The sequence below is a fragment of the Marivita lacus genome (assembly GCF_014637725.1).
Classification (GTDB): Bacteria; Pseudomonadota; Alphaproteobacteria; order Rhodobacterales; family Rhodobacteraceae; genus Marivita; species Marivita lacus.
Genome location: NZ_BMFC01000004.1, coordinates 91,403 through 117,249, shown reverse-complemented (window position 1 = coordinate 117,249; position 25,847 = coordinate 91,403). Strand labels below are relative to the sequence as shown.

The window sequence follows — 25,847 nt, the reverse complement described above, 5'->3', positions numbered from 1 at the left end:
CGCGATTTTGCGACGACGCAAAATCCGCCACCCTGGCCTGAAGTGTGTCTTGAGGTCCAAGCGTTTTCAGACTGCGCTCAGGCAGTGCCCAACGTACGGCAGGCCTTCCAGATCGCGGCACCGTCGCTCAATTCCAGAATCCAGGCCAGCGGGATGCCCTTTGGCGTTGCGACCCCGTGGGCCGCGCCCAGTGCCGCGCCGATCATCAGGGAGCGCCCGGCGCTGTCTCCGGCTGCGAGGATGTTGCGCTCCACCGCGTCGGTGTAGCTGGTGCTATGGCGCAGCACATGGAACATCACCGGGCCCGCCGTGGGCAGATGGCAGGCGCGCCCAACCTCGCCCGCGTAAACGGTCGTGTCGGTCTCGGAGGTGGTCAGCGCATCCTTCAGCGCGTCCCGCACGTCGCCACTGGCGGTGTCGGCGGCGGCGTCGAGAGCGTCCTGCACTGGCGTTCCCGTCACCACACGGCGCAGCAGGTCGGCGAAAACAGCGTTATACGCCTCGGCCACCTCGTTCACATTGGTGATCTGCATCGCTTCTGTGGCGGTCTGGAGTAATTCCGGCGCGCCGTGGCTGGTCGCGACAATGGCGGGCAGGCGGGTCAGCGCCGGGTTCTGATCGTCGTCGATCCCCGAGGGCAGTTTTTCGTTGGCGATCCGCTCCAGCGCGCCCCGCGTCGGACGGTCGATATAGCCGGTATAGGCACCGCCCGCGCCGAAATGCGCGGCAAAGGCGCTGCGCTGTGCGTCGGCGTCGAAGGTCCCGCCACTGTCGATCATGCAGCGCATGGTTAGGTAGAGCGCCTCGCCATATTGCGTCAGCATCCCGGCCTGCCGCGCGCCATGGGCAAAATAACCCTTCGCGCCGTCGAAAAAGGCGGGGTTCACCGGGGCAAAGGCGGCGGAGCCATTGCGCTCGGCGGCGATCTTGGCGATCCGGTCGGGATCATACAGCCAATGCAGTCCAAGGCTGGCGGCATCCGCCACCAGCGCGCCCAGCAGCAGGGCAGAGGTCGGTGTCTTGGTCATCTTTGATCTCCTGGATCATCACAACGTGGCACCGGAGAGCCCGGTTCCAACGGCGAGCTATGCCCCGAGGGGTACCCTGACACGGGCCACCACCCGTGTGCCGTCCCTCTCGCGGGTCACGTCTGCGTCGAGTTGGGTGGCAAACTGCTGCACCAGCCGTTCGCCTGTTCCCGACGCCGGGCTGTCCCTATCGGGGAACGTCGCGTTCAGGTCGGCATTGGACACGGTGATCTGCAGCGCATCGCCGTGCATGACCTCCACCTCCAGCGTCACCGGCGAGTCCTCGCTCGGAGCGCCGTACTTGATCGCGTTGGTCAGCAATTCGTTGAGCATCAGGCTCAGCGCCATGGCGTGGTCACTCTTGAGCCGGATCGCGTCACCGGGATGGGTGAACACCATCGCCGCAGGGGACAGTTCGGCGCTCTTGCGGGTCGAGAGCACCAGCCGGTCGAACAGGGTCACGAGGTCGATCTGCGCCACGTCGTCGTCGATCTGGATCGCCGCATGGACGTCCGCCACCGCAAGGACACGCGATTCCACCGCCCGCAGCGCCTCGCGCGCCGCTTCGGCAGCAGGTCCACCCGCCACCATCAGCTTGCTGGACTGAAGGCGCAGCAGCGACACCGCGATCTGAAGGCTGTTCTTGATCCGGTGATTGGCTTCGACCACCAGCGCCTCGCGCACCTTCACCGCCTGTTCCAAGTCGCGGCGCGCGGTCTCGATATCCGTCAGGTCGACAAAGGTGCCGACCAGTTTCGCGCGCCGGTCCACCGGATCGGTGGCCATCTCGCCGCGAATGCGGATGAACCGCTCTTCGCCGGTCGGCAGCGGCACACGGTAGTCGAACGACGCCGCCTCGCCCAAAGGGGCAGCCAGCACCCGCGCCACCTCGGCATGGACCGCGTCGACATCGTCGGGGTGGACGCGCGCGAAGAACGGTTCGCCAAGGGGACCCGCTTCGCCCGGAGCATAGCCGAACATTGCGTCGATCGCCTCGTGGCGCAGGAAGAGGTCGGTTTTGGGATCATAGCTGAAATAGGCCACCGACGCGGTCGACGCCGCAGCCCGCCGGTGGCTCTGGGCCAGCCGCGCGGTCAGGGTGGCTTCGGTGACATCGCGCGCGGTCTGCAGGATCGCGATGATCCGACCCTCCTTGCGCACCGGCGCGAAATGCATCTGCCAATGGTGTTCGACATAGACGCCGTCGTCGTTCAGGAGGTCGAACCGCGCCGGTCCCACCTCCTGCGGCTCGCCCGTGCGCAGGATGGCGTCGGTGGCCTCGCGGATGAAGTTCACCGCATCCGCGCCATCGGCCTCGGTGCTGGGGGGGAAGGCCTCGAACATGCCCTGTCCTGCAACCGAAACCCCAACCGAGTCAGACATGACCTCATGCGCCGCATTGCGCCACAGCAGGGTCAGCGTGTCATCGGGGAGGTAGAACAGTGCAGCAAAGGGCACTGCGTCGAACCCGAGGGAAAGTATCTCGACAAGGGTCTCTGGCCGTTCGGACACCTGAATGTCACTGGTCATGTCGTGCCACACTCTGAAATCCGTTTCGACCCTAGGTAGAGCGAATTCGGAGGCAAAGTCCACACCTGCCAGTCCCTTTGAGCGGAGGATTGCACGGAGTGCATCCGTATCGTGCTGCGTCCGTGCCGGTCCCATGCAGACGACCCGCTAGTCCCGCCACATCCCACCGCGCCGCCCTTGTCCGGGGCGGTGCAACCGGCTAGGACAGCGCAAACGCCATATGTGAGAACCAAGATGCGCCTGTCCCGCTATTTCCTGCCCGTTCTGAAAGAGACCCCCTCCGAGGCCCAGATCGTCAGCCACCGGCTGATGCTGCGCGCCGGCATGATCAAGCAGGCCAGCGCGGGTATCTATTCCTGGCTGCCGCTGGGTTACAAGGTGCTGCGCAACATCGAACAGATCGTGCACGAGGAGCAAATTCGCGCGGGTCACATCCCGATGCTGATGCCGACGCTGCAATCGGCCGATCTTTGGCGCGAATCCGGGCGCTATGACGATTACGGCCAGGAAATGCTGCGCATCACCGACCGCCACGGGCGCGATATGCTCTATGGTCCCACCAATGAAGAGCTGATCACCGATATCTTCCGCAGCCATGTCGGCAGCTACAAGGACCTGCCGCTGACGCTTTACCACATCCAGTGGAAATTCCGTGACGAGATCCGCCCGCGCTTTGGCGTGATGCGGGGTCGCGAGTTCCTGATGAAGGACGGCTACAATTTCGACCTGACCAAGGAAGACGCGCTGCACGCCTACAACCGCCATCTGGTCAGCTACCTGCGCACGTATGAGCGCATGGGCCTTCAGGCGATCCCGATGCGTGCGGACAGCGGTCCCATCGGTGGCGATGACACCCATGAATTCCTCGTGCTCGCCGAAACCGGCGAATCCGAGGTGTTCTATGATGCCCAGATCACCGATCTGAAATTTGGTGACCGCGCCATCGACTATGACGACAAGGCCCAGTGCCAGGCGGTGCTCGAGGAATTCACCTCGCGCTATGCCCGCACGGATGAAACCCATGACGAGGCCGAGTTCGCCAAGGTCCCCGAAGAGCGCCGCCGCACCGCGCGCGGCATCGAGGTGGGTCAGATCTTCTATTTCGGCACCAAGTATTCCGACGCAATGGGCGCGACCGTGGCCGACTCTGAAGGCAACAAGGTGCCGGTGCACATGGGCAGCCACGGCATCGGCGTCAGCCGCCTTCTGGGCGCGATCATCGAGGCCAGCCATGACGATAACGGCATCATCTGGCCCGAAGGCGTGACCCCGTTCCATTGCGGAATCGTCAACCTCAAGCAGGGCGACGCAGAGGCGGACGCGGCCTGTGATGCGCTTCATGCCAGCCTGACCGCCTTGGGTCTCGAGCCGCTTTACGACGACCGAAACGAACGGGCAGGTGGCAAATTTGCCACGATGGACCTGATCGGCCTGCCGTGGCGCATCACCGTCGGTCCGCGCGGGCTCAAGAACGGGGTTGTCGAACTCACCTCGCGTCGCACGGGCGAAAGCGAGGAACTGCCGCCGGAACAGGCCATCGCCAAGGTCGCCGCGATCTACGGCAAGGCGGTCGCCTGACGCCGGGCTGCCCTTGCGCGGAACCTTTGCGATTTGCTAGCCAGAGGGCATGAACCGCCTTCTGGCACTTTTCTTTGGCCTCTCTTCGGCCGCGCATGTCGCGGCCGCTGATCCGATCGCCCTGTTCGAGGACTGGGCGCGAGACGAAGGCGCCGAGCAGACCGCGATCGCGATCCTTGCCGATGGCGCACCCGACGCGACCAGCAATGCAGACGCGCCGTTTGACCTTGCCTCCAACTCGAAAGCGATCACCGCGCTTTGTATCCTGAGCCTTGTCGATGCGGGGGCTCTGAGCTGGGACACCACGCTGGTCGAGGTGCTTGGCGAGGATGCGCCGCCTGCCACTCTTGCGGATCTGGTCACCCACAGCGCCGGGATCGCCCCGGATTCCACGCAGTGGCGCATGGGGTTCTGGCTCAACGAAGATGAGCCGCGCCACGAACATGTCACTGACATCGTGCTGAACCGCAGCCGCCAGAAGGGCTCGCGGGGCGAATTTGCGTATAACAACGAGAATTACGCGCTGCTGGGCCGCATCATCGAAGTGGCGACCGGGCAGCCTTACGAAGACACCTGTCGCAGGCGGGTTCTCGACCCGGCCGGTGTCTCCGGCGCAGTGTCGCCGCGCTTTGGCGGGTTTGCCGGATGGGGTGGGTGGCGCATGTCGATGGCGGATCATGCCGCGCTGCTCTGGCACTGGTTCGGTCCGGAGGGGCGGGTCGGGCGTGATCCGCTGGCGCTGCCGCATATCGAGCGCGCGCAGGGCAGTTATTACGGGCTGGGGATGAACTATGTCGCCGGGGAGGGTGGTTTTCGGATGTCCCATGCCGGGGCGATCGCGATCCCGTTCGGCCCAAAGACAGGGGCGTTTGCGGTGGTCTATCCGTTCGGGACGGTGGCGGCGATGGGCTATGACGTGCCTGTGGCCGATCCGGCGCGGTTCCATGCGTTGTCCGACGGTCTTGCGGAGCTTTTGCGCAACCGCTGAGGTGCAGGATCAGACCGACGCGGCGACCTCGGCCACGATGCCGTCCACCACCTCGAGCAGCAGCGCCTCGTCCTCGCATTCCGCCATCACCCGGATCAACGGCTCGGTCCCCGACTTGCGGATCAGGAGTCGTCCCTTGCCGTTCAGCCGCGCCTCGGCATCGGCGATGGCGGTTTTCACCGATCCCACCTCAAGCGGGGCCACGGACGGGTCATAACGCACGTTCTTGAGCAGTTGCGGCACTGGGACGAAACTGTGCGCCAGCGCGCTGGCCGGTTGGCCGGTGCGGCACATCTCGCCCAGAAATTGCAGCCCAGCCATAAGCCCGTCGCCGGTGGTGGCATAATCCGTCATCACGATATGCCCCGACTGTTCGCCGCCCAGGTTCCAGCCGCCGCGGCGCATCGCCTCGACCACGTAACGGTCGCCGACGCCGGTGCGTTCGAGCCGCAGCCCGCGCCCGTCGAGAAACCGCTCCAGCCCCAGATTGGACATGACGGTGGCCACCAGCACACCGTCGCGCAGGCGGTCTTCCTCGGCCCAGCGGGCGGCCATCAGGGCCATGATCTGGTCGCCATCAGCCACTTGCCCGGTCTCGTCGATCAGGATGACCCGGTCGGCGTCGCCATCCAGGCAGATGCCCACATCAGCGCCATGCGCCACCACGGCGGCAGCGGCCAGTTGCGGATGGGTCGATCCGCAGCCTTCGTTGATGTTGCTGCCGTTCGGGCTCACGCCGAGCGGGATCACCTCGGCGCCCAGCTCCCACAGCACTTCGGGCGCGGCCTTGTAGGCAGCCCCGTTCGCGCAATCCAGCACGACCTTCAACCCGTCAAGACGCATGCCCGCCGGAAAGGTCGACTTGACCCGCTCCTGGTAGCGGAACCGCCCGTCGTCGATGCGTTTCGCGCGGCCGATGTTGTCGGCCTGCGCCGGTTCCACCCCGGTCTCGATCAGTGCCTCGATCTCGGCCTCGTCGGCATCCGACAGCTTGAACCCGTCGGGCCCGAAGAACTTGATCCCGTTATCGGCTGCCGGGTTGTGGCTGGCGGAGATCATGATGCCCAGATCGGCGCGCATCGACGGGGTCAGCAATCCCACAGCCGGTGTCGGCACCGGACCCAGAAGCAGCACGTTCATGCCGGTCGATGTCAGCCCGGCGGTCAGCGCGTTTTCGAACATGTAGCCCGACTGCCGTGTGTCCTTGCCGATCACCACGCGGTGCACACCCTTGGAATCCTGCCGGAAATGTCGCCCGACCGCTGCACCGATCCGCAGCGCCATGTCCGCCGTCATCGGATGGATGTTCGCGGTTCCCCGCACCCCGTCCGTGCCAAAAAGCTTACGCGCCATCGTTGAAACCCCATTCGATTGCACGCCAGAGCGACAGCGCCTGACGTGTTTCCGCCACATCATGTACCCGTATGACTTGCACACCCTGCGCCGCTCCATGCAAGGCCACCGCCACAGAACCCGCGACACGTGTGTCTGCGGTGCCAGCCTCGGAAATCGTACCGATGAACTTCTTGCGCGACGCGCCCAGCAGGATCGGGCAGCCCAGCCCATGAAACAGCGCGATGTCGCGCAGCAGGGCGAGGTTGTGATGCAGCGTCTTGCCGAACCCGATGCCGGGATCGACCATGATCTGATCCCGCGCGATCCCTTGGGCCACCAGTGCCTCGACCCGGTCGGACAGGAAATCATACACATCAAGCCGCACATCATCGTAGCGCGGCGCGTGCTGCATCGTCTGTGGGTCGCCTTGTGCATGCATCACGCAGACTGGCACGGTGCGCGCGGCACAGAGTGGCGCGAGGGCGGGGTCGTACGTGAACCCAGCCACGTCATTGACCAGCGACGCACCCGCATCCAAAGCCGCGCGGGCCACCGCGGCCTTGCGCGTGTCGATGGAGATGGGCACGTCCAGTTGGGCCGAGATGGCGGCAATCGGCCCGGCGACCCGGCGGATTTCCTCGTCCACCGGCACGGTCTCGGCCCCCGGTCGGGTGCTTTCGCCACCGATGTCGATGATCCCGGCCCCCTCGGCCGCCATGCGCCGCGCCTGCGCCACTGCCGCATCAGGGTCAAGATACCGGCCGCCATCGGAAAAGCTGTCAGGTGTGACGTTGAGAATCCCCATCAAGGTCACGCCGCCCATGTCGATCCCGGCCATCGGCGCGCGGGATGCGGTCAGCCGCTCCAGCACCGCGTCGGGCACCGATGTGGCGGGGATGATCTGCGGGTCGGCATCGCGGCGCAGGACCACGGCTTCGGTGAACCAGAACGGGCCACCGGCCAGCGACAGCGCATCGTCGGGGCGCGGGCCGGAGCATCGGGGCAGGGGGCGGAAATAGGGCGTCATGGCGCGTGCATGAAACGCAAATCGCGGTTTGACAAGCGTCTAGAGCACGCTTTCGCCGATCGGGCTGTTGCGAACTGAAACATTGCCCAGGGCCGGTGCCTCGATGCCGATCATCAAGAGTTCGCTGGCCTCCATTTCCTGCGCAAACCAGCCGGTCAGGGCCACCGTGTCGGTGATCGCGGTCTCCGGGCCTTCGACCGCATCGAGCACGATCTTCGACGGGGCCCAGATGCAGACCTGACCGTTCTTCATCGCCCAGTCCAGTTCGGTGCGCGTGGCGACCACCTTGCAGCGGGCATCGCGCGCCGCCAGCATCCAGCCGTTCTGCTCGATGGCCAGAAGGTCGATCCGGCGTTGCGCCATGGGTTGATCCACTTCGGCACGTGCTGCATCGGGGAGTCCGACGCAGAGGATCAGCGGCGCGCGTTCAGCACCAAGCTGGTCGATCCATGCGCCCAGATGTTCCGACATGATCGCCGCGTTGGTCAGGTAAACCACGCGGGGATGCGGACGTTCCTGGCTCGTGTCATGCGCAGCACCGCCCAGATCACTGCGGGACCGCACGATCTCGACCCCCAGAGCGCCGGAGCCGCGATCCAGCTTTTCGATCCGCACGAAGGCCCGCAGCGCCTGCGGCTCCAGCAGGATGCGCTCGGCAATCCGTTCGGCCAGCGTTTCGAGCAGGTTCAGACGTTCTGCCCCAAGTTCGGCCGCAATCGCTTCGGTCACCCGGTCATAGGACAGGATGCGGTCCACATCGTCGTCGATATGGCCGACGATCGGCTGCACTTCGACCACGACGTTGAAACAGATGCGCTGGCGTGTGCCGCGCTCTGCCTGAAAGGCGCCGATCTCGACATCGACGATATGGTCACGCAGGGAAATGCGGTCCACCGGCCCATCATCGGCGGTCGCGATGGCCCGTTCGGACGGGTGCGCAAAGGCAAGTCTAATCTCGGAGCTCATGGCGCAACCCTCTTGTCAGCTGGCACCGGGCTACCAGAGGATTGCGGAAACGGAAATGCCGCGAAAGGGCATTTTGAGCGCCACCCGCGACATCCTCAAGCACTCGGCCCCTGTTGGATCAGCCGTTGGAGCTGACGCGCCACGTGTGGCGGTAGAAGACATGCACACCGTATGAGGCCGTCTGGGTGTAGGAGCGCGACCAGCGCGGGCGCACGGCGGTGGTGTGGTAATGGGTGGCACCATTGGTCAGGTTCATCGGTGCGCGGCCATCCAGAATCGCGCGGGCGACCTTGCCGACCCGGTCCCAGGCCTGCGGTTCTCGGATGCGTTCGGGAATGCCGTCACAGGTATAGGTGAACTGGCACTGGTATTTCTTGCCGGTGCCCTGATTGATCACAGAGCAGATGTCATCGGGGAAACGCCCGCTCTTGACGCGGTTCATGATGACTTCGGCAACGGCGAACTGGCCCTGGATCGTCTCGCCGCGTGCCTCGAAGTAAAGCGCCTCGGCAAGGCATTCCCACTGCGCGCCGCCCGAGGCGGAGGTCTGGGCGTTCAGCCAGGATGCGTTGTAGATGGCGGAGGTGCGGGACACGGGGGTCACCAGCGACGTCATGTGGTTCTGGCCCGCCGATGCCAAAACCGTCTTTTCCTTGTTCAGAAGCTCTTGCGCGGCTTCCTTCGATCGCTCTGCCAATGTCGGCGTGGCCAGGACGGCCGCGGCCAGAACCAATGCAAACAATCTCGTCATGCCAAGTGTCGATCTCGCAGTTTTGTGGGTGGCGATACGATGCCCAAAAAGGAGGCAGCACCGCGCATTCGACGGGCTGTTATCGAATTATTGTGATTTAGACAAGTTTTGCGCCCATGCACGCTGTGCATGTGGGTTGCCCATAGAGCAAATACTGCAATATTTGGGACGGATTTTGCTGAAAACTACACGATCTTGTCGGCCAACGCAAGCTGTGCTGCGGCAAGACGTGCCACCGGAACCCGGAACGGAGAGCAGCTGACATAGTCGAATCCGGCCGCGCGACAGAAGGCAATCGATTCGGTGTGGGCCGCGTGTTCCCCGCAGATCGACAGCACCACATTGGGCCGCGCCGCCCGTCCGCGCACCACGCCAAGTCGCAGCAATTCTCCCACGCCCTCGGTGTCGAGGATGTGAAACGGATCTTCGCTGAACACGCCTTGCCGGACATATTCCGACATGAACCGCCCTGCATCGTCGCGCGACAGGCCGTAGGTCATCTGCGTGAGGTCATTGGTGCCGAAGCTCAGGAAATGCGTGTGCTCGGCAATGTCGCCGGCGCGCAGGCAGGCGCGGGGGGTCTCGACCATCACGCCCAGCCGGTAGGTGAAATCGGCGCTGTTCTCGGTACGCACAGCCGCCGCAACCGCCTCGACCCGGCCGCGCACCAGTTCGACCTCGCGCTTGGCCGACACCAGCGGCACCATGATCTCGGGGACGATGGTGATACCTTCCCTGGCGGCCTCGACCGTCGCCTCAAAGATCGCGCGGGCCTGCATGTCGTAGATCTCGGGCACCGTGATCCCCAGACGTACACCCCGCATGCCGAGCATCGGGTTGTATTCCGACAGGCTGTCGATCCGACGGGTGACGTCGCTGACGGGAATGTCCAGCGCCTCGGCCAGTTCGCGCTGGCCTGCGCGGCTGGTGGGCAGGAATTCGTGCAGCGGCGGGTCGAACAGCCGGATGCAGACCGGGTGGCCCTGCATGATGCGGAAGAGTTCCAGAAAATCCGCGCGCTGCATCGGCAGCACCAGTTCCAGCGCTGCCTGTCGATCCTGCGGGTTCTGCGCAAAGATCATCTCGCGCATCGGCGTCAGGCGCTCGGCCTCGAAGAACATATGCTCGGTCCGGCACAGCCCGATCCCCTGCGCGCGGAAATGCAGCGCGGTCTTGGCATCGGCAGGCGTGTCGGCATTGGCGCGCACGCCGATATCGCGCTCGGCATCGGCCCAGCTCATGAAGGTGCGAAAGGTCTCGTCCAGCGTCGCCTCGATCATATCGACCGATCCGGCAAGGATTTGGCCATTGGTGCCATCGACGGTGATCTCGTCACCTTCCTTGAACACCCGACCATCAACCGCGACCATCGACTTGCGCTTGACCTGGAACCGGATGCTCGCCGCGCCCACGACGCACGGCAGGCCCAGACCACGCCCGATCACCGCTGCATGGCTCGTCATGCCACCGCGTTCGGTCAGCACCGCCGACGCGACATGCATGCCGCGGATGTCCTCGGGGCTGGTCTCGCGCCGCACCAATACACAAGGCTCTCCGCGGGCGGCACTGGCCTGGGCCGCCTCTGACGAAAACACGATCCGGCCCGTTGCAGCACCGGGACTTGCTGCAATGCCCGTGCCCAACACATCGCGCTTGGCGCCCGTCGCCACCTGCCGGTGCAACAGTTCCGACAAGGCGCGCGGTTCGATCCGCATCAACGCGTCTTGCCGGGTGATGATCCCGTCCTCGGCCAGCCGTACGACAATGCGCAACGCCGCCCGTGCGCTGCGTTCGACACGCACGCCGTCAAGAATGTGCAGATTGCCGTTCTCGATGGTGAACTCGATCTGCATTTCCTCGCGCAGCCGCGCCCGCATCAGCGCCGCATGTGCCTTGAGCGCGGCAAAGGCTTCGGGCGCCAATTCTTCCAACGACGGGCCGCGCGGGTCCTTCTCGAGGAAAATCGACGCAGCACCGCCATCGAGCGCCTCGCGCCCCTGGCTCTGGCTCAGGTAGCGACCGGTGACCTGCGGCAGCCCGGTGAACGAGTTGGCCAGTTGCAGCACACCCGATCCACATTCACCGCTGCCCAGACCCAGCGCCATTTCCTGCACCACAAGGCCCAGCCCCGCATCCACCGGCGCGCCCTTGGCCTGCCGCAAGAGCCGGGCGGTCGTGCCTTCCCAGGCCCGCGCCATCGACCGCAGGATTTCCGCCAATTGCACCGCCGGTTCCTGCGGGAACGGCTCTTCCGCCTCTTCCTCGTACAGCTCAAGTGCGGCAACCAGCGCGTCATGGCCTTCGCCGTCGATCTCGTCAAAGGCATCTGCATCGAGCCGCGCCACGTCGATCGCGTAATTGAGCACGAACCGGTAGTAGATCTCGGTCGCGGCTGCCTTGCCGATCTGGTCGCACATGTCGGAATAGCGCGCGTCGTTCATCCCGATATTGAGCACTGCACCCGGACCACCCCAGTCGGGGTCCTCCGAGGAGGGGCGCACGCAGAGCAGGGCGTTCGGATCGAATTCCGCAAGGATTCCAGACACATCCGGGCGATAGCCCGACGCGATCTGATGCACCGCGCCGAAGGACAGCGCGACGGTGCGCGGCACTGGCAGATCAAGCCGCACAAGGCGCTGCAAACACTTCGCCCGCCCGCCATGGGTGGGCGTCGACATGGGCGATGTCGGCGTGATCAGCGTCACATCCGGGTTGTCAGGACTTGGTTTCTGCACTGCAGCACCTCTTGAAATTGGATGCAGCATACGATGGTCGCGCGACCTGACAAGGGGCGTTACAGCGCAGGCGTTACCCTTCGATGCGCGTCAGGTCCGCCACTTGCAGGCATGTGCTGCGGATCGTGCTGAGCAGGTTGAGCCGGTTGCGCCGCAGAACTTCGCTTTCCGCGTTGACCTGCACTGCCTCGAAGAACGCATCCACCGGCCCCCGCAGATCGGCCATCGTGGCCATCGCAGTTGCGAAATCCTGATCCTGCATCGCCGGGGCGATTTTGGCTTCGGCCTTGGCCAGCGCGTCGAACAGGGCCTTTTCCGTCGGGTCTTCCGCGAATTTCGGATCTGCGCCGAACGAATATTCCACCCCGTCCTTGTCCTCGGCTTGGGTCAGGATGTTGTTGGCCCGCTTGAACCCCTGCACAAGGTTCCCGCCATCCTCGGTCTCAAGCACCGCCTGCAACGCCTTGGCGCGCTTGACCAACAGTGCCAGATCGTCATTGCCGGGCATTGCGATGCAGGCGTCGATCACGTCATGGCGCACGCCTTGGTCGCGGAGGTAGACCTTGAGGCGGTCATGCAGGAACCCGAGAACATTTGGTGACTCGTTGTCGATCAGTGATGCTCTGACTTCATCGCGTGTGATACTGCCCAAAAGCGATACGCGATCAGGCAGGTTTAGTGTGCTTACGTCTAGTTTCAGGCCGACTGAAAGTGCATCTGAAACCTTGGCTTTTTGATCTTGCAATTCCTTTGAAGCCGCTTCTTCACGCGCCCGCAGGACCGCTATAATTGAAGACAGCATCGCCTCTTTAATGTGGGGAAACAACGCAACTTTCAGCCCATTCTCCAACACCAACCGGATCACCCCAAGCGCCGCACGACGCAGCGCAAACGGGTCTTTCGACCCTGTGGGTTTCTCGTCAATCGCCCAGAACCCGGTCAGCGTGTCGATCTTGTCGGCCAGCGCCACGGTCACCGAAACGGGTGCAGAAGGCACGTCGTCCGACGGGCCAAGCGGGGAATAATGCTCCTGGCACGCGACACCAACCTCGGCGGGCAAACCTGAGGCATCGCTGTAATAGCGCCCCATAAGCCCCTGAAGCTCGGGGAATTCATAGACCATTTCCGATGCCAGATCGGCCTTGGCCACGGTTGCAGCCTGCGCCGCCAGATCCGCGTCAGCCCCCACCACCGGGGCCAGTTCCCGCGCCAGTGCCGCGATGCGCTCGATCCGGTCGCGCTGCGATCCCAGCTTGTTGTGGAAGGTCACGTTGGACAGGCTGTCCGTCCATGCGGTCATGCCGTCACTCTTGGCGACGCGCAGATCGTTTTCCCAAAAGAACTTGGCATCCGACAGCCGTGCCGAAAGTACCTTCTGGTTGCCCGCAAGGATCGTCGCGCCATGGTCTGCGGTTTCCCGGTTCGCCACGGTGATGAACCGTTCGATTCGCCCCGTCTTGGGATTGCGTACCGAGAAGAACTTCTGATGCTCTTTCATCGAGGTCTGGAGCACCTCTGGCGGCAGGTCGAGAAACTCTGTCCCGATCTCTCCCATCAGCACAACGGGCCATTCGACCAGTCCGGCCACTTCGGCCAGCAGCCCCGTGTCCTCGACCACCTCCAGCCCGCTGGCAAACGCCTGATTGGTCGCGTCCTGCCAGATCGCCTCGGCCCGTTCGCCCGCGTCCAGCACGACATGCGCGCGCTTCAGCTTGGCCTCGTAATCGTCAAATCCGGTCACGTCGAACGCGCCGGGCGCCATGAAGCGATGGCCCTCCGTGGTGCGCCCAGACACGATCCCGTCGACGTCCAGCGGCACGATTTCGGAGCCGTCCTCGCGCGTCAGCACGCACAGGATGCGGTGCAGAGGACGCACCCAGCGCAGACTGCCCGCACCCCAGCGCATCGACTTGGGCCAGGGGAAATTGCGGATCGTGTCTTCAAGCACCTCGGCCACGATCGCGGCAGCCGGACGCCCCGGCTTGTCGAGCACCGCATAGAACACGCGGCCCTTCTTTTCATCGCGCTCCACAAGGTCATCGCGGGTCAGACCGGCCCCACGCAGAAAGCCCTCGATCGCCTGTTCCGGCGCATCGACGCGCGGTCCCTTGCGCTCTTCCTTCACGTCCGGCGACCGGTCGGTCAGCCCGTCGACCCGCAGCGCCAGACGGCGCGGCGTGGCATGGGCGGCGGCCCCGCCATAGGTCAGACCGGCCTCGACCAGGCCATTGGTCACGCGCGACTTCAAGTCGTCAGCAGCCTTGGCCTGCATCCGCGCGGGGATTTCCTCGGAAAAAAGCTCGATCAGAAGGTCGGGCATCAATTGCCTCCAATTTCGCGGTCCGGGCAGTCGTCGCCCAGCGGGCTGCCATCATAGGCCTTGTCGCCGCATTCGTTGATTTCGTGCCAGATATAGCCGCGCCCGTCCTGCGTGATGGCGACCACGCGGTCGATTCCGAATTCGCGGTTGCGCTCGCTGGTGAACACCTCCGCGCGGCCCGCGCGGATGTCGTCGCCGATGGTCTCGGCATCAAAGCAGTTGAACCAGCCCGGCGCGTTGCGCGGCACCGCGCCAAGATACTGCTCATAGGTCGATGTCAGCGTCGACAACGGCGTCTGGGTGGTGAAACACGCTCTGAACCTGATGGGTGAGCTTTCGGCGTCAATGGCTTGAAAATCCTCGTAAAGGATCGTTTCCCTTCTGCCGTCCAGAGTGGTCAGCTGCACGTCATCCGTGCCGGTCGGCGTAACCGTTTCGTAATAGGCGTAAACCTGCAGGTAATACATCGCCACACCCGCAAACAGCGCGCTGACGAGAAGGACGACGATCAGGATCTTTCCGGTCATCGGTTATTTCCAATCCATGTTGACGCGAGGCTGCGTCATCTGTGCCGCGCGGTCCCGCAGCGCATCGGTGCGCGCCAGAAGGTCGGGAATGCGGCTTTCGTGGGTTTCGACAAAGAGGTGGCCGATCCGGTTCTTTACCGGATGGTCAAAAAGCGCCTCGAGCAGCGGCACTTCGGCCCCCTCGATATCCATCTTGATCACCGCGATCTCTGCGTCCAGCCCCTGCAGGAAGGAGGGAAAGTCGATCACCCGCACGTCGACCGCGCTGGATGTGTCGATGTTGCGCTTCTGCGCCATGAGCGACGAGGATTGCGATTGCTCGACCGGGTCGGCGTCGAAACTTGCGGTGCGATAAAGCGGGAAGGTGCCGTCCTCGGTGCCAGCGGCAGCTTCGATCACCTCGACATTGGGCAGGTCGGCGACGCGGGTGCGCAGCTCTGCCGCTGTCCAGGGGTCGGGCTCGAACGCATAGACCTTGGCCGCATGCGCCGCCATCGTGCGCGTGTGCTGACCCAGATTGGCCCCGAGGTCGATGCAGATCCCGCCGCTTGCCCCGGTCAAGGCCGCCCGAAACTCCGCCTCAGCCGCGGGCGCATACAGCTTGCGCAGCTTGCGGCGATATTTCAGTCCAAGCGCCCCCGGAAGATGCTGCATCAGGCCGTATTTGGCCCGCCGCAGTGGCGTATTTCGGTTGGCTTGTGCCATCAGGCGGCATAGCCCCCGGCTTCGGTCATCACAAACGCATCGGCGCAGCGTTTTGCCAGCGCGCGGACCCGTCCGATATAGCTTTGCCGTTCGGTGACCGAGATCACGCCGCGCGCGTCGAGCAGGTTGAAGATGTGGCTGGCCTTGATGCATTGGTCATAGGCCGGATGCGCCATGATGATGCGCTTGCCGGTCTTCGGATCGTCCTCGGCTTGATCGAGAATGCGCGCGCATTCGGTCTCGGCCTCTTCGAAATGGCGCAAGAGCACGTCCGTGTCGGCCACGTCGAAATTCCAGCGGGAATATTCCTGCTCGGTCTGGCGGAACACATCGCCGTATTTCAGCGCGATCGGCGCATCCGGATCGTTGTAGGGCATGTCCATCACGTGATCGACGCCCAGCACATACATCGCCAGACGTTCCAGCCCGTAGGTCAGCTCGCCCGACACGGGGTGGCAATCATGGCCGCCAACCTGTTGAAAATACGTGAATTGCGACACTTCCATCCCGTCGCACCAGACTTCCCAGCCCAGCCCCCAAGCGCCCAGCGTCGGGCTTTCCCAGTCGTCCTCGACAAAACGGATGTCATGCAGCGTCATGTCGATGCCGATGGCGCGCAGCGATCCAAGATACAGCTCCTGCAGATCGGGCGGAGACGGTTTTATCAGCACCTGGTACTGGTAATAATGCTGCAGGCGGTTGGGGTTCTCGCCGTAGCGCCCATCGGTCGGGCGGCGCGACGGTTGCACATAGGCGGCTGCCCAGGGGCGCGATCCCAGCGACCGCAGCGTCGTGGCCGGGTGGAACGTGCCTGCACCCACTTCCATGTCGTAAGGCTGCATCACGGCACAGCCCTGGCCGGCCCAATAGGACTGCAGGCGCAGGATGATCTCCTGAAAACTGCGCGGCTTTGTGATGGTCTGATCCATGGCGATGTCACCCCGGTTTGCACTCGCGTCTGATTAGGGCCATGGGGCACGGGGGTCAATTGCGTGCGAGGTTCTAATTTTCGCGTTCCAGTGACGGCGCAATCTTGGTAGAGCAGGATTTTGAAACGGGTTTTTCGGGCAGGTGACAGAAGAATGTTGCGCAATTTCTTGATTTCGGTTGTGGCGATCCTGATGCTCTGGGGACAGGGCGCGTCGGCGCAGGAAAGTGTCTATGTCCAGATCGAGGCGCAGCCCAGCCTGTCCGTTGCCGAAGACCGCCTGCGCGACTACGCATCGATCCTTCCCGATGTGAACGGTTTTGACCTGGGGCGGGGCTGGTACGGCATCGCGCTCGGCCCCTATCCCCGGAACGAGGCGAACGACGTGCTGCGCAGCCTGCTTGCACAACGCCTGATCCCGAGCGACAGCTATCTCGAAGAGCCGGGCCGCTATGGCCAGCGCATCTGGCCCATTGGCGCGGGTCCTGCCACGCTCCCGCCGGTCACCGCCCCCCAGATTGAAGCGGCACCCGAACCCGAACCGCCGGTCACCGACGAGACCCCGCGCGAGGCCCGCGCGTCCGAGGCGCTGCTGACCCGGCAGGAACGCGAGGCGCTGCAGATCGCGCTGCGCTGGGCAGGGGTCTACGCCGCCGGGATCGACGGTGCCTTTGGTCAGGGCACGCGCCGCGCAATGGCCGATTGGCAAGCCGCAAACGGCTACGAGACCACCGGCATCCTGACCACCGCACAGCGGGCCGACCTGTTCCGCCAGTACAATGCCGTGCTTGATGGTATGGATATCCAGACCGTCCGTGACACCCGCGCCGGTATCTCCATCGACCTGCCGCTGGGGGCCGTCGCCTTTGATCGCTATGACAGCCCGTTTGCGCATTTCGACCCGACCGGCACTGTCGAGGGCGCGCGCGTGCTGCTGATCAGCCAGCCGGGTGACCGCGACCGCCTGGCCGGGCTTTACGAGATCATGCAGACGCTCGACATCGTGCCGCTGGATGGCCCGCGCGACCGGGACAGCGACAGCTTTACCCTCACCGGGCAGAACGCCAGCATCGTCTCCCACACCGAGGCCCGGCTTGATGGCGGCGCGATCAAGGGCTTCACCCTGATCTGGCCCGCAGGCGACGAAGAGCGCCGCACCCGCATTCTGGCTGCGATGCAATCCAGCTTTGCCCCCATTCCCGGCGTGCTTGACCCTGCAGTGATCGCCGAGGACAGCCAGAGCGTGGACCTTGTGGCGGGGCTGAGCATCCGCAAGCCCAAGCTCACGGCGTCGGGCTTCTTTGTCGACAGGCAGGGCCGGGTGGTCACCACCGACAGCGCCGTTGCATCATGCGGGCGCATCACGCTCAACAGCGATTATGACGCCGAAATCATGGCGACCGATCCGGCTCTGGGCATCGCCGTGCTGCGCGCGACACAGCCGCTGGCCCCGAACGACGTGGCACAGTTTCGCGATGGCGCGCCGCGCCTGCAATCGGAAATCGCGGTTGCCGGTTTCTCTTTTGGCGGCGTGCTGCCTTCTGCGACGATGACCTTTGGCCGCCTGTCCGACCTGCGCGGTCTGAACGGCGAAGACAGCCTGTCGCGCCTTGCCATCAGCACGCTGGACGGGGACGCAGGCGGTCCGGTTCTGGACGATGGCGGCGCGGTGATCGGCATGTTGATCCCGCATGACGCCGAAGGGCGGCAATTGCCCGACGACGTGAACTTCGCCACCAACAGCGCATCGGTGCAGAAGGTGCTGTCGCAGGCTGGCGTGTCGCCGCAGCTGACAACCGGGCTGGCACGGCTCGATCCGGTCGACCTCACGCAAAAGGCAACCGCCATGACGGTGCTGGTCAGCTGCTGGGAGTGACGCCGCGCCCGAACAGCCGCATCAGCGCGCCCCACTGGCTGACGAACATGCCGCACAGGATCAGGGACATCGCCAGCAGAAGCACCGGCTTGAACGGCTCGTTCAGGATCACGATGCCAAGGATCACCGACCACATCGGCACCTGGTAGTTCACCAGCGACAGGAACACCGGCCCCGCGCTGCGGATCACGAGGATGCGCAGCAGGTTGGCCCCGGCGGTCGGGATCAGGCCAAGGATCGCGATCAGGAACAGGATGTCCGGCGCGGGCAGGGGCGGCGGCCCCTCTGCGACAAAGGCCGTCGGCAGCACCAGCGCCGAGCCGAAGACCAGCGTCAGCGCCGCCAGCCCGAACGGATCGATCGGCGGCAGGTTGCGCACCAGCACCGAACTGCTGGCATAGCAGGCCGCAGCCCCCACGCAGGCCATCCGCCCGAACGGCTCCATCGGATCCCCGCTCGAGGCAAAGACCTGCCCACCCAGCAGGATCGTGACCCCGACAAAGCCGATCATCAGCCCGATCATCCGCCGCAGGGTGATCCGCTCTCCGGGCACGAAAAGATGCGCCAGCACCAGCACGATCAGCGCCACCGACGCCATCGACACACCCGCAAAACCCGAAGTGACGGTCTGTTGCCCCCAGCTCAGCAGCATGAAGGGGATGGCCGAATTGAACAGCCCCGACAGCATCAGCGCGCCCCAGGCTGTTTGGTCGGTCAGAAACACCCGCCCGCCGCGCACCTGCCAGACCGCGCAGGTCAGCAGGCAGGCAAAGCCGATCCGCCCCGCCGCCAGCCAGAACGGCGTGATGCCCGTCAGCGCCAGTTCGATGAACAGAAAGGTTGCGCCCCAGACAAGACCAAGCGTCCCCACCATGCCCCAGTTGGCCGGGGTGATCTCGGGTTGAGTATGCATAAAAATGAGGCATCCAGATGGAAATTTGCGCCAAATGCCGCTCAGGTGGTTGCATCCGGTCGACGTTCAAGGTGCTCTGTAGCCCTGTGCTGGCCGGTCAGCAACGTGATACCTTGGATACGGAACCGTCTTTCGGGAGGACCAAATGGACGCATTTTTCATTCTGCCAATCGTCATTCTGCTCGCGCTGCTGGCATGGTGCGTTTTACAGCTCAAGAACGACCTGTAAACCGGGCGCTTTAGCGGCGCCCGACGCTTTTCACTAGGCGAAGCAATCGCTCTGTCGTACCTTTTTTTCGGTTCGTGAGTGAAAGTGTCGTGATATGCCTTTGCCCATCGTTTCTGCCGTCGGGACGTTCGCGAACGTCCTGGGAATTGTCTCTTTTTTCTCGTCACCCGATGATGACTCCGCGCGTCTTCAGGCGCTTCGCGATATACAGGACAGTCTTGACGAGCTTCGCGGGCTGTCCAATGCGCAGATCAACCAAAGCATTGCGCAGTCGCTGGGCCAGTCGCAATCTGCGATGGACAATCTTGAGCGGTACGCTGTCGAAGAAGACCCTGTCGCGCGGGCTGCATTGGGGGAAACCGCAATCCAGCAAGCCACGCTGGGCCTGAACGAAATCACCTCGCAGGTGCGTGCAGTCATGTCTACCGCGTCGCTTGACTCGCTGGCCTATGCCTTCAGCGCCGTTCACTACGCCATGATCGCCCGCATGACGGTGGCCGATGTCGTTCAGGATGGTCCACTCGGCTCGCCAGGCCTGCACCGTCAGATCAAGGAAGCGGCGGCGTTGCTGTGGGACGAATTGGGACGTGACGACCTGCTCTGGCAGATGGAAGCGCGGATGGCCGGCGAGATCACGCCTATCCTCGAACCCTTTGTCCAGAACGGGCAAGCGGGCACACGCGTCGGCTACCAAAGCAACCTCACCGACTATCTGACCACGACGTTCCTGCCCGGTGCATTGCTCGGGATCGGATCGAGCGCGGGCACAATCAATGCGGCCGCCGCGCGCGAAGCCGAAGAAGTGCGGGCTCACGACCGCGGCGTGGTGCTTGATGGCCTGTACCGGATCGCCGTCGCGTCAAACGATTTTCTCGCGCTGGACGCGGTCAATGTCGCCGGGCTCTATGAACAGATCCTCACTGACGACGACGACGCGGCATTCGGCACCAGCCGTGCGGATTACATCCTCTTGCGCAACGGCGACGACACGGTCGATGGGCTTGGCGGTCCTGATGCGCTGAACGGCGGTGCAGGCAATGACGTCCTGCGGGGCGGGGCGCATACCGACAACCTCACCGGCGGTCCGGGCAGCGACATGCTGTTTGCATCCACCACCTATGGCGACATGGGCGAGAGTGACTTTGCCCGCTATGACGGCGACAGCGACAGCTACACCATCATCGGAGGCCGCGGCTATGCCATCGTGATTGCCGAAAATGGGGACCGGGACAAGCTGTTTGGCTTTGATTTCCTGCGCTTTGACGACGGGGTGATCGCACTGCCCGACGGCTCGGCCCTCGACGGCGCGGGCGATCCATCCGATTTCGTCGTCGCCGAACGAGTGGCCCTGCTCTACGAGGCGGCGCTCAATCGCAACGGGGCAATCGACCTGCCGGGCCTCAACTTCTATATCGGTGTAACCGAGGCCAACACCTTGAGCGACGAATTCCTCGCTGATGACCTGATGCGCAGCCCGGAATTCACGCAGAATTTCGGCGACGTGAACGGCATGTCCAATACCGAATTCCTGACCGTGGTCTATACGAACATCCTCGACCGCGCGCCTGACGGGCCGGGTCTGGCGTTTTATCGCGACCTTCTGGATGACGGCGTCATCACAAGGGCGCTGGCACTCGCTGACATCGCCATCAGCCCCGAAAACACCCAAGGCTCGGTCGATATCCTGATGTCGCTGTATGAAAATTCCGCTGGTGACTGGAGCTTTGTCGCCTGACACGCAAAAGGGCGGCCCACCGGACCGCCCTTTGCCTCTGCACTGACCGGGTGGATCAGTTCTTCGACTTGTCGACCATCTTGCCGGCCGAAATCCACGGCATCATGCCGCGCAGCTTTTCGCCGGTCGCTTCGATCTGGTGCTCGTCGTTGATGCGGCGGGTTGCCTTGAACATCGGCTGACCCACGGCGTTTTCCATCATGAAGTCGCGCACGAACTTTCCGGTCTGGATGTCGGTCAGAACCTCTTTCATGCGCTTCTTGGTCTCGTCGTAGGGCAGGATGCGCGGGCCGGACACGTATTCGCCGTACTCGGCGGTGTTCGAGATCGAGTAGTTCATGTTCGCGATGCCGCCTTCGTAGATCAGGTCCACGATCAGCTTCACCTCGTGCAGGCATTCGAAATAGGCCATCTCCGGCTCGTAACCGGCTTCCACCAGAGTCTCGAAGCCCATGCGGATCAGCTCGACCAGACCGCCACAGAGAACCGCCTGTTCGCCGAACAGATCGGTTTCGCACTCTTCGCGGAAATTGGTCTCGATGATGCCAGAACGGCCGCCACCGATGGCCGAGCAATAGCTCAGGCCGATTTCCAGTGCGCGACCGGATGCGTCGTTGTTCACCGCCACGAGGCAGGGCACACCGCCGCCCTTGGTGTATTCGCCGCGCACCGTGTGGCCCGGACCCTTGGGCGCCATCATGATGACGTCAACGCCGGGCTTGGGTTCGATCAGACCGAAATGCACGTTCAGACCGTGGGCAAACGCGATGGCTGCGCCGTCCTTGAGGTTGTCGTGCACGTATTTCTTGTAGGTCTCTGCCTGAAGTTCATCGGGCATGGTGAACATGATCAGGTCGCACCAGGCCGCCGCTTCGGCGATGCCCATGACCTTGAGGCCTTCGCCTTCGGCCTTCTTGGCCGAGGGCGAGCCTTCGCGAAGTGCCACGACGACGTTCTTGGCGCCGCTGTCGCGCAGGTTCAGCGCGTGGGCGTGGCCCTGGCTGCCGTAGCCCAGGATGGCCACTTTCATGTCCTTGATCAGGTTTATGTCGCAATCGCGATCGTAATAAACGCGCATGATTTTCCCTCGTCTGCGTTTCGATTGAAGCGCACAATAGGGATTTTCCGTGCAGATAGGCGGCGAATTGAGCAGGCTTTTGCGCAATCTCGGGGATATCATTCGCAGAAATTGCGTGTTACGCAGAATCCATGCTTGATGCCACCGATCTTCGAATCCTGCGTCAGTTTCAGGCGGCCCCCGATCTGCCCACCGCCGATCTGGCTGACCGGGCAGGGGTGACGCCGACCACGCTTGCGCGCCGCATCGACAAGATGCGCAGTGCGGGCATCATCCGCGCGGTACGCACTGTCATCAACTGGCCCGCACTGGGCTACAGCGTCGAGGTGTCGTTGCGCATCACGCTCGACAAGACGCAGCCGCGCGCCTTTGACGAATTCCTCGCCGCAGCCCGCACCGTGCCCGAGGTGATCGAGGCGCAGACCTTCCTGGGGCAGGTGGACGCGCGCCTGTCAGTGATCGCCCGGGACATGCCGCATTACCAGCAGGTTTACCGCGAGCGGCTTCTGACCCTGCCGCATATCGCCGATATCGAAGCGTTGATGCACGTCGCGCGGGTGAAATTCGATGAGACGCTTCCCCTGTGATCGACCTTGACGACATAGACCGCGCGATGATCCGCGCCGTGGCCGCCGATGCGCTGATCAGCGCGGGTGCGCTGGGTCGCCAGCTTGGCCTCAGCCAGCCCGCCGCATGGCGCCGCCTCAAACGTCTGCGGGAGGCAGGGGTGTTCCGGGGCCAGCGGCTCGACATGGACGCGCAGGCGCTGGGCTTCACCGTCACCGTCTTTCTGGGTGTGAAACTCGCCACCAAGGGCCGCGTCAGCCTTGAAGATTTCGAACGCGCCGTGACTGCGATCCCGGAGGTGCAGACCGTGGAGCACGTTCTGGGCCTCTATGATTACCGCTTGCGGGTGATCGCCCGTGACATCGCCGATTTCGAACGGGTGCTGCGGCGGCGCATCATGACGCTGCCCGGGGTCGGCAATATCGACGCCAATGTGCTTTTGTCCGAAGAACGCTTGCCCGGTCCCATCGGATAAACCACTCGCCTAGGCCGCGTCGCTCACAAGGGCGATGGCCTCGTGCCGCTTGAGCGTGTAGCGCGCCATCCCGGACCCGAGGATCAGGCGCTCGGTCTCCTGCAGCAGGCCAATGATCTCGTCCTGCGCATCGGCCTCGATGCTGTCCAGCGCCACGCTGCCGGGATAGAGCGTTTCGGTCGCGCAGCCCTCGGCAAACACCACCTGATGTGCCTCGCACAGAAAATGCCAGTACTCCACCACCGGGCTCGGTTCGGGAAAGATCGTGGTGCCGTTCACAAGATGCTTGGCCGCGACCAGCACCTCGTCCTCGCCGAACAGCAGCTGAGCCCTTGCGCCGCGCATCACCACGCGGTGGTTGGGCGACACCCAGAGATCGCGGATATTGCCCAGTGCGCCGCGCCTGATCCGAATGGGCGTGTTCACCCCGTCACCCGGCACCCGCACATGGCCAATCCAGAGGATCGGTTGCGGGCCGTTGTCCAGCGTGGTCACCGCGTCGCCTTCCCGCAGCGATTCGACAAAGCGCGGGCCGTCCGGAGTCTCGATCAGCGTGCCCGCGGCAAAGCAGATCACGATCAGCCCGTTGGCGACATCCGAGGAAAACGCGGCATCGCCCTCCTCACCCGGGCTGATGATCCCGTCGCCGTTGACGTCGATGTCTTCGTTCGTGTCGATCCGCAACGGCCCATTATGCGCCGCCAGCGTGCCAAGAATATCCACGCCGGCAATGGCCGACACGGTCGAGAGCACCGGCGCACCCGCGTCGGTTGATGTCAGCCCGTCAGCCTCGAACTGAAGATACCTGTCGCCCATTGTCCGGCGGCCCATGCTGATATCGGCGCTGCCGGAATAGGTATATTTGGGGGTGTCGTTGTAATAATCCGACGCGTTCTCGTAGACGATGACCGAGGTGATCACCGAAGCGTTGGTCAGCACGCCGTCGGCAGTCGTGTTTTCCGCGATGAACACGATGATGTCATTGTCTTCGAACAGCGCGGAGGCGCTGTGCAACATGTATTCGCCCCCATTGGAGGCGTTCGCATTTGTTGATTGCGGGTCGCCAACGACGCTGAACCCGTTCAACAACAACGTGGTTGTTGCCATGACTGCTCTGCCTTTCGGGATCTTCGCCCCTTTGGACTGTTACAAGGCTACAGTTTATCGGGTGTCCGGTCAAATGTTCGCAAATTGGAAACAATCTGCGCTCCCGGCCCGCGACCATTTTCATGCAACAAGTCTTTGCCAAATGCCGGTGGCGGGGCTACCCAAGACGAAACTCACGGAGGCTTTGCAATGGCTTTGCTCGATACGGTTGACCCAACGGGTCTCGAAGAATTCTCGGTCGTGTTCACCGACCGCTCGCTCAACCACATGTCCAAGACGTTCCAGACGGTGATGACCGATATCTCGGCCATGTTGAAAGAGGTCTACAAGGCCGATGCCGTGGTGCTGGTGCCCGGTGGCGGCAGCTACGGCATGGAGGCGGTGGCGCGCCAGTTCGGGCAGGGGGCGAAGACGCTCATCGTGCGCAATGGCTGGTTCTCGTATCGCTGGACCCAGATTTTTGACACCGGCCAGTTCGGCGGCGAAACCGTGGTGATGAAGGCGCGCCAGACCGGCAACGAACCCACCGCACCCTTCGCTCCCGCGCCGATCGACGCGGTCACCGCCCGCATCCGCGCCGAAAAGCCCGGCATCGTCTTTGCGCCGCATGTGGAAACCAGTGCCGGGATCATCCTTCCGGATGACTACGTGACCGCGCTGGCCGACGCCGCGCACGAGGTCGGCGCGCTTCTGGTACTCGACTGCATCGCCTCGGGCTGCGCCTGGGTCGACATGAAGGCCACCGGCGTCGACGTTCTGATCTCCGCGCCGCAAAAGGGCTGGTCCGCCACACCCTGCGCCGGTCTTGTGATGCTGTCCGACCGTGCCGTCGCCCGGATGAAGGACACCACCTCCAACAGCTTTGCCGTCGATCTGGGCAAATGGCACCAGATCATGCAGGCTTATGAAAACGGCGGCCATGCCTATCATGCCACCATGCCCACGGACGGCCTGCGCGCGTTCCGCGACACGATGCTGGAAACCCGCGACTATGGCTTTGGCAACCTGAAAGATGCGCAATGGGCGCTGGGCAACGCCGTGCGCGCGCATCTGGCGTCTAAGGGCATCCGCTCTGTCGCCGCCGAAGGCTACGGCGCGCCGGGTGTCGTGGTCAGCTACACCAGCGATCCCGAGATCCAGTCAGGCCGCGCCTTTGCCGCGCGCGGCATGCAGATCGCGGCAGGTGTGCCCCTGCAATGCGACGAGCCGCCGGAATTCAGCACCTTCCGCCTCGGCCTCTTCGGCCTCGACAAGCTCTACGATGTTGACGGCACATTGGCGCGGCTGACGCGTGTGCTGGACGACGTGGTCTGAACACGTCTCACCTCCACATCATCGAAAACGTAAAAGCCGGGGACAGCACACCATCCCCGGCTTCTTCTTTTTGCAAATATGCCAGCACCCCATCAGCCCCGTCGCGCCCACAGGCCCTCGGACCGCCAGCAGCCA

21 protein-coding genes are annotated in these 25,847 nt (G+C 63.7%); 7 read left to right on the top strand and 14 right to left on the bottom strand.

The genetic code is table 11. The features are described from left to right. Positions 1-77 precede the first annotated feature (77 nt). Together IEV82_RS10395 and IEV82_RS10390 are read right to left on the bottom strand one after the other, a co-directional pair. Positions 78-1,028: an ADP-ribosylglycohydrolase family protein gene (locus tag IEV82_RS10395; RefSeq protein ID WP_188481965.1), complete on the bottom strand. Its 951-nt coding sequence runs from the start codon at positions 1,026-1,028 to the stop codon at positions 78-80. Positions 1,029-1,085: 57 nt separating this feature from the next. Further along, positions 1,086-2,558 carry a sensor histidine kinase gene (locus IEV82_RS10390; RefSeq protein WP_188481964.1) on the bottom strand — a complete coding sequence of 491 codons (1,473 nt, stop codon included), beginning with the start codon at positions 2,556-2,558 and terminating at the stop codon, positions 1,086-1,088. Positions 2,559-2,792: 234 nt separating this feature from the next. On the opposite strand from IEV82_RS10390, the gene proS reads away from it, so the two are divergent. Continuing rightward, positions 2,793-4,136, top strand: a complete 1,344-nt coding sequence (gene proS / locus IEV82_RS10385; protein ID WP_188481963.1) for a proline--tRNA ligase — start codon at positions 2,793-2,795, stop codon at positions 4,134-4,136. Between the two features lie 49 nt (positions 4,137-4,185). After that, positions 4,186-5,124 carry a serine hydrolase domain-containing protein gene (locus IEV82_RS10380; RefSeq protein WP_188481962.1) on the top strand — a complete coding sequence of 313 codons (939 nt, stop codon included), beginning with the start codon at positions 4,186-4,188 and terminating at the stop codon, positions 5,122-5,124. Positions 5,125-5,133: 9 nt separating this feature from the next. Here the strand turns inward: IEV82_RS10380 and glmM are convergent, their stop codons facing one another. From glmM to IEV82_RS10335, 9 genes are all read right to left on the bottom strand, one after another. Further along, positions 5,134-6,477, bottom strand: coding sequence for a phosphoglucosamine mutase (gene glmM / locus IEV82_RS10375; RefSeq protein WP_188481961.1), 1,344 nt, complete (start codon positions 6,475-6,477; stop codon positions 5,134-5,136). Beyond that, positions 6,467-7,486 carry a dihydropteroate synthase gene (folP, locus tag IEV82_RS10370; protein WP_188481960.1) on the bottom strand — a complete coding sequence of 340 codons (1,020 nt, stop codon included), beginning with the start codon at positions 7,484-7,486 and terminating at the stop codon, positions 6,467-6,469. Before folP ends, glmM begins: the two co-directional genes overlap by 11 nt. Positions 7,487-7,525: 39 nt before the next feature. Then, positions 7,526-8,452 carry a dihydroneopterin aldolase gene (locus tag IEV82_RS10365; protein ID WP_188481959.1) on the bottom strand — a complete coding sequence of 309 codons (927 nt, stop codon included), beginning with the start codon at positions 8,450-8,452 and terminating at the stop codon, positions 7,526-7,528. A gap of 118 nt (positions 8,453-8,570) precedes the next feature. Then, positions 8,571-9,203 carry a cell wall hydrolase gene (locus IEV82_RS10360; protein ID WP_188481958.1) on the bottom strand — a complete coding sequence of 211 codons (633 nt, stop codon included), beginning with the start codon at positions 9,201-9,203 and terminating at the stop codon, positions 8,571-8,573. Between the two features lie 185 nt (positions 9,204-9,388). Then, positions 9,389-11,968 (bottom strand): putative PEP-binding protein, encoded by a 2,580-nt coding sequence (locus IEV82_RS10355; RefSeq protein ID WP_188481957.1) that lies wholly within the window; start codon positions 11,966-11,968, stop codon positions 9,389-9,391. 43 nt (positions 11,969-12,011) lie between these two features. Further along, complete coding sequence (glyS, locus tag IEV82_RS10350; protein ID WP_188481956.1) at positions 12,012-14,258, bottom strand: glycine--tRNA ligase subunit beta; 2,247 nt, start codon at positions 14,256-14,258, stop codon at positions 12,012-12,014. Continuing rightward, positions 14,258-14,785: a DUF6446 family protein gene (locus IEV82_RS10345; protein ID WP_188481955.1), complete on the bottom strand. Its 528-nt coding sequence runs from the start codon at positions 14,783-14,785 to the stop codon at positions 14,258-14,260. Before IEV82_RS10345 ends, glyS begins: the two co-directional genes overlap by 1 nt. A gap of 3 nt (positions 14,786-14,788) precedes the next feature. Then, positions 14,789-15,490 carry an FkbM family methyltransferase gene (locus tag IEV82_RS10340; RefSeq protein WP_188481954.1) on the bottom strand — a complete coding sequence of 234 codons (702 nt, stop codon included), beginning with the start codon at positions 15,488-15,490 and terminating at the stop codon, positions 14,789-14,791. Next, a complete protein-coding gene (locus tag IEV82_RS10335) occupies positions 15,490-16,419 on the bottom strand; it encodes a glycine--tRNA ligase subunit alpha (RefSeq protein ID WP_188481953.1) in 930 nt (309 codons plus the stop codon). Before IEV82_RS10335 ends, IEV82_RS10340 begins: the two co-directional genes overlap by 1 nt. A gap of 153 nt (positions 16,420-16,572) precedes the next feature. Here IEV82_RS10335 and IEV82_RS10330 point away from each other — a divergent pair, with 153 nt between their 5' ends. Then, positions 16,573-18,294, top strand: a complete 1,722-nt coding sequence (locus tag IEV82_RS10330; protein WP_188481952.1) for a serine protease — start codon at positions 16,573-16,575, stop codon at positions 18,292-18,294. Here the strand turns inward: IEV82_RS10330 and IEV82_RS10325 are convergent. Further along, positions 18,278-19,207 (bottom strand): DMT family transporter, encoded by a 930-nt coding sequence (locus IEV82_RS10325; RefSeq protein ID WP_188481951.1) that lies wholly within the window; start codon positions 19,205-19,207, stop codon positions 18,278-18,280. The two genes, IEV82_RS10330 and IEV82_RS10325, sit on opposite strands and share 17 nt — an antisense overlap. A gap of 323 nt (positions 19,208-19,530) precedes the next feature. Between IEV82_RS10325 and IEV82_RS10320 the strand changes: the two genes are divergently transcribed. Next, positions 19,531-21,171: a DUF4214 domain-containing protein gene (locus IEV82_RS10320; RefSeq protein ID WP_188481950.1), complete on the top strand. Its 1,641-nt coding sequence runs from the start codon at positions 19,531-19,533 to the stop codon at positions 21,169-21,171. 55 nt (positions 21,172-21,226) lie between these two features. Here IEV82_RS10320 and ilvC read toward each other — a convergent pair whose 3' ends face one another. Further along, positions 21,227-22,249, bottom strand: coding sequence for a ketol-acid reductoisomerase (ilvC, locus tag IEV82_RS10315; protein WP_188481949.1), 1,023 nt, complete (start codon positions 22,247-22,249; stop codon positions 21,227-21,229). Between the two features lie 131 nt (positions 22,250-22,380). Between ilvC and IEV82_RS10310 the strand changes: the two genes are divergently transcribed. Both IEV82_RS10310 and IEV82_RS10305 read left to right on the top strand, forming a co-directional pair. Next, entirely contained in the window at positions 22,381-22,836 is a 456-nt protein-coding gene (locus IEV82_RS10310; RefSeq protein ID WP_188481948.1) for an Lrp/AsnC family transcriptional regulator, read from the top strand. Next, positions 22,833-23,291 carry an Lrp/AsnC family transcriptional regulator gene (locus IEV82_RS10305; RefSeq protein WP_188481947.1) on the top strand — a complete coding sequence of 153 codons (459 nt, stop codon included), beginning with the start codon at positions 22,833-22,835 and terminating at the stop codon, positions 23,289-23,291. The genes IEV82_RS10310 and IEV82_RS10305 overlap by 4 nt, the downstream gene beginning before the upstream one ends. A 9-nt stretch (positions 23,292-23,300) precedes the next feature. Here IEV82_RS10305 and IEV82_RS10300 read toward each other — a convergent pair whose 3' ends face one another. Further along, positions 23,301-24,398: a Hint domain-containing protein gene (locus IEV82_RS10300; protein WP_188481946.1), complete on the bottom strand. Its 1,098-nt coding sequence runs from the start codon at positions 24,396-24,398 to the stop codon at positions 23,301-23,303. Positions 24,399-24,587: 189 nt separating this feature from the next. On the opposite strand from IEV82_RS10300, the gene IEV82_RS10295 reads away from it, so the two are divergent. After that, positions 24,588-25,712, top strand: coding sequence for an aminotransferase class V-fold PLP-dependent enzyme (locus tag IEV82_RS10295; RefSeq protein WP_188481945.1), 1,125 nt, complete (start codon positions 24,588-24,590; stop codon positions 25,710-25,712). Positions 25,713-25,847: the final 135 nt, after the last annotated feature.

Coding starts and splice junctions, on each gene's coding strand:
- IEV82_RS10395 (WP_188481965.1), bottom strand. CDS start 1,028: ATGACCAAGACACCGACCTCTGCCCTGCTGCTGGGCGCGCTGGTGGCG.
- IEV82_RS10390 (WP_188481964.1), bottom strand. CDS start 2,558: ATGACCAGTGACATTCAGGTGTCCGAACGGCCAGAGACCCTTGTCGAG.
- proS (WP_188481963.1), top strand. CDS start 2,793: ATGCGCCTGTCCCGCTATTTCCTGCCCGTTCTGAAAGAGACCCCCTCC.
- IEV82_RS10380 (WP_188481962.1), top strand. CDS start 4,186: ATGAACCGCCTTCTGGCACTTTTCTTTGGCCTCTCTTCGGCCGCGCAT.
- glmM (WP_188481961.1), bottom strand. CDS start 6,477: ATGGCGCGTAAGCTTTTTGGCACGGACGGGGTGCGGGGAACCGCGAAC.
- folP (WP_188481960.1), bottom strand. CDS start 7,486: ATGACGCCCTATTTCCGCCCCCTGCCCCGATGCTCCGGCCCGCGCCCC.
- IEV82_RS10365 (WP_188481959.1), bottom strand. CDS start 8,452: ATGAGCTCCGAGATTAGACTTGCCTTTGCGCACCCGTCCGAACGGGCC.
- IEV82_RS10360 (WP_188481958.1), bottom strand. CDS start 9,203: ATGACGAGATTGTTTGCATTGGTTCTGGCCGCGGCCGTCCTGGCCACG.
- IEV82_RS10355 (WP_188481957.1), bottom strand. CDS start 11,968: ATGCTGCATCCAATTTCAAGAGGTGCTGCAGTGCAGAAACCAAGTCCT.
- glyS (WP_188481956.1), bottom strand. CDS start 14,258: ATGCCCGACCTTCTGATCGAGCTTTTTTCCGAGGAAATCCCCGCGCGG.
- IEV82_RS10345 (WP_188481955.1), bottom strand. CDS start 14,785: ATGACCGGAAAGATCCTGATCGTCGTCCTTCTCGTCAGCGCGCTGTTT.
- IEV82_RS10340 (WP_188481954.1), bottom strand. CDS start 15,490: ATGGCACAAGCCAACCGAAATACGCCACTGCGGCGGGCCAAATACGGC.
- IEV82_RS10335 (WP_188481953.1), bottom strand. CDS start 16,419: ATGGATCAGACCATCACAAAGCCGCGCAGTTTTCAGGAGATCATCCTG.
- IEV82_RS10330 (WP_188481952.1), top strand. CDS start 16,573: ATGTTGCGCAATTTCTTGATTTCGGTTGTGGCGATCCTGATGCTCTGG.
- IEV82_RS10325 (WP_188481951.1), bottom strand. CDS start 19,207: ATGCATACTCAACCCGAGATCACCCCGGCCAACTGGGGCATGGTGGGG.
- IEV82_RS10320 (WP_188481950.1), top strand. CDS start 19,531: ATGCCTTTGCCCATCGTTTCTGCCGTCGGGACGTTCGCGAACGTCCTG.
- ilvC (WP_188481949.1), bottom strand. CDS start 22,249: ATGCGCGTTTATTACGATCGCGATTGCGACATAAACCTGATCAAGGAC.
- IEV82_RS10310 (WP_188481948.1), top strand. CDS start 22,381: ATGCTTGATGCCACCGATCTTCGAATCCTGCGTCAGTTTCAGGCGGCC.
- IEV82_RS10300 (WP_188481946.1), bottom strand. CDS start 24,398: ATGGCAACAACCACGTTGTTGTTGAACGGGTTCAGCGTCGTTGGCGAC.
- IEV82_RS10295 (WP_188481945.1), top strand. CDS start 24,588: ATGGCTTTGCTCGATACGGTTGACCCAACGGGTCTCGAAGAATTCTCG.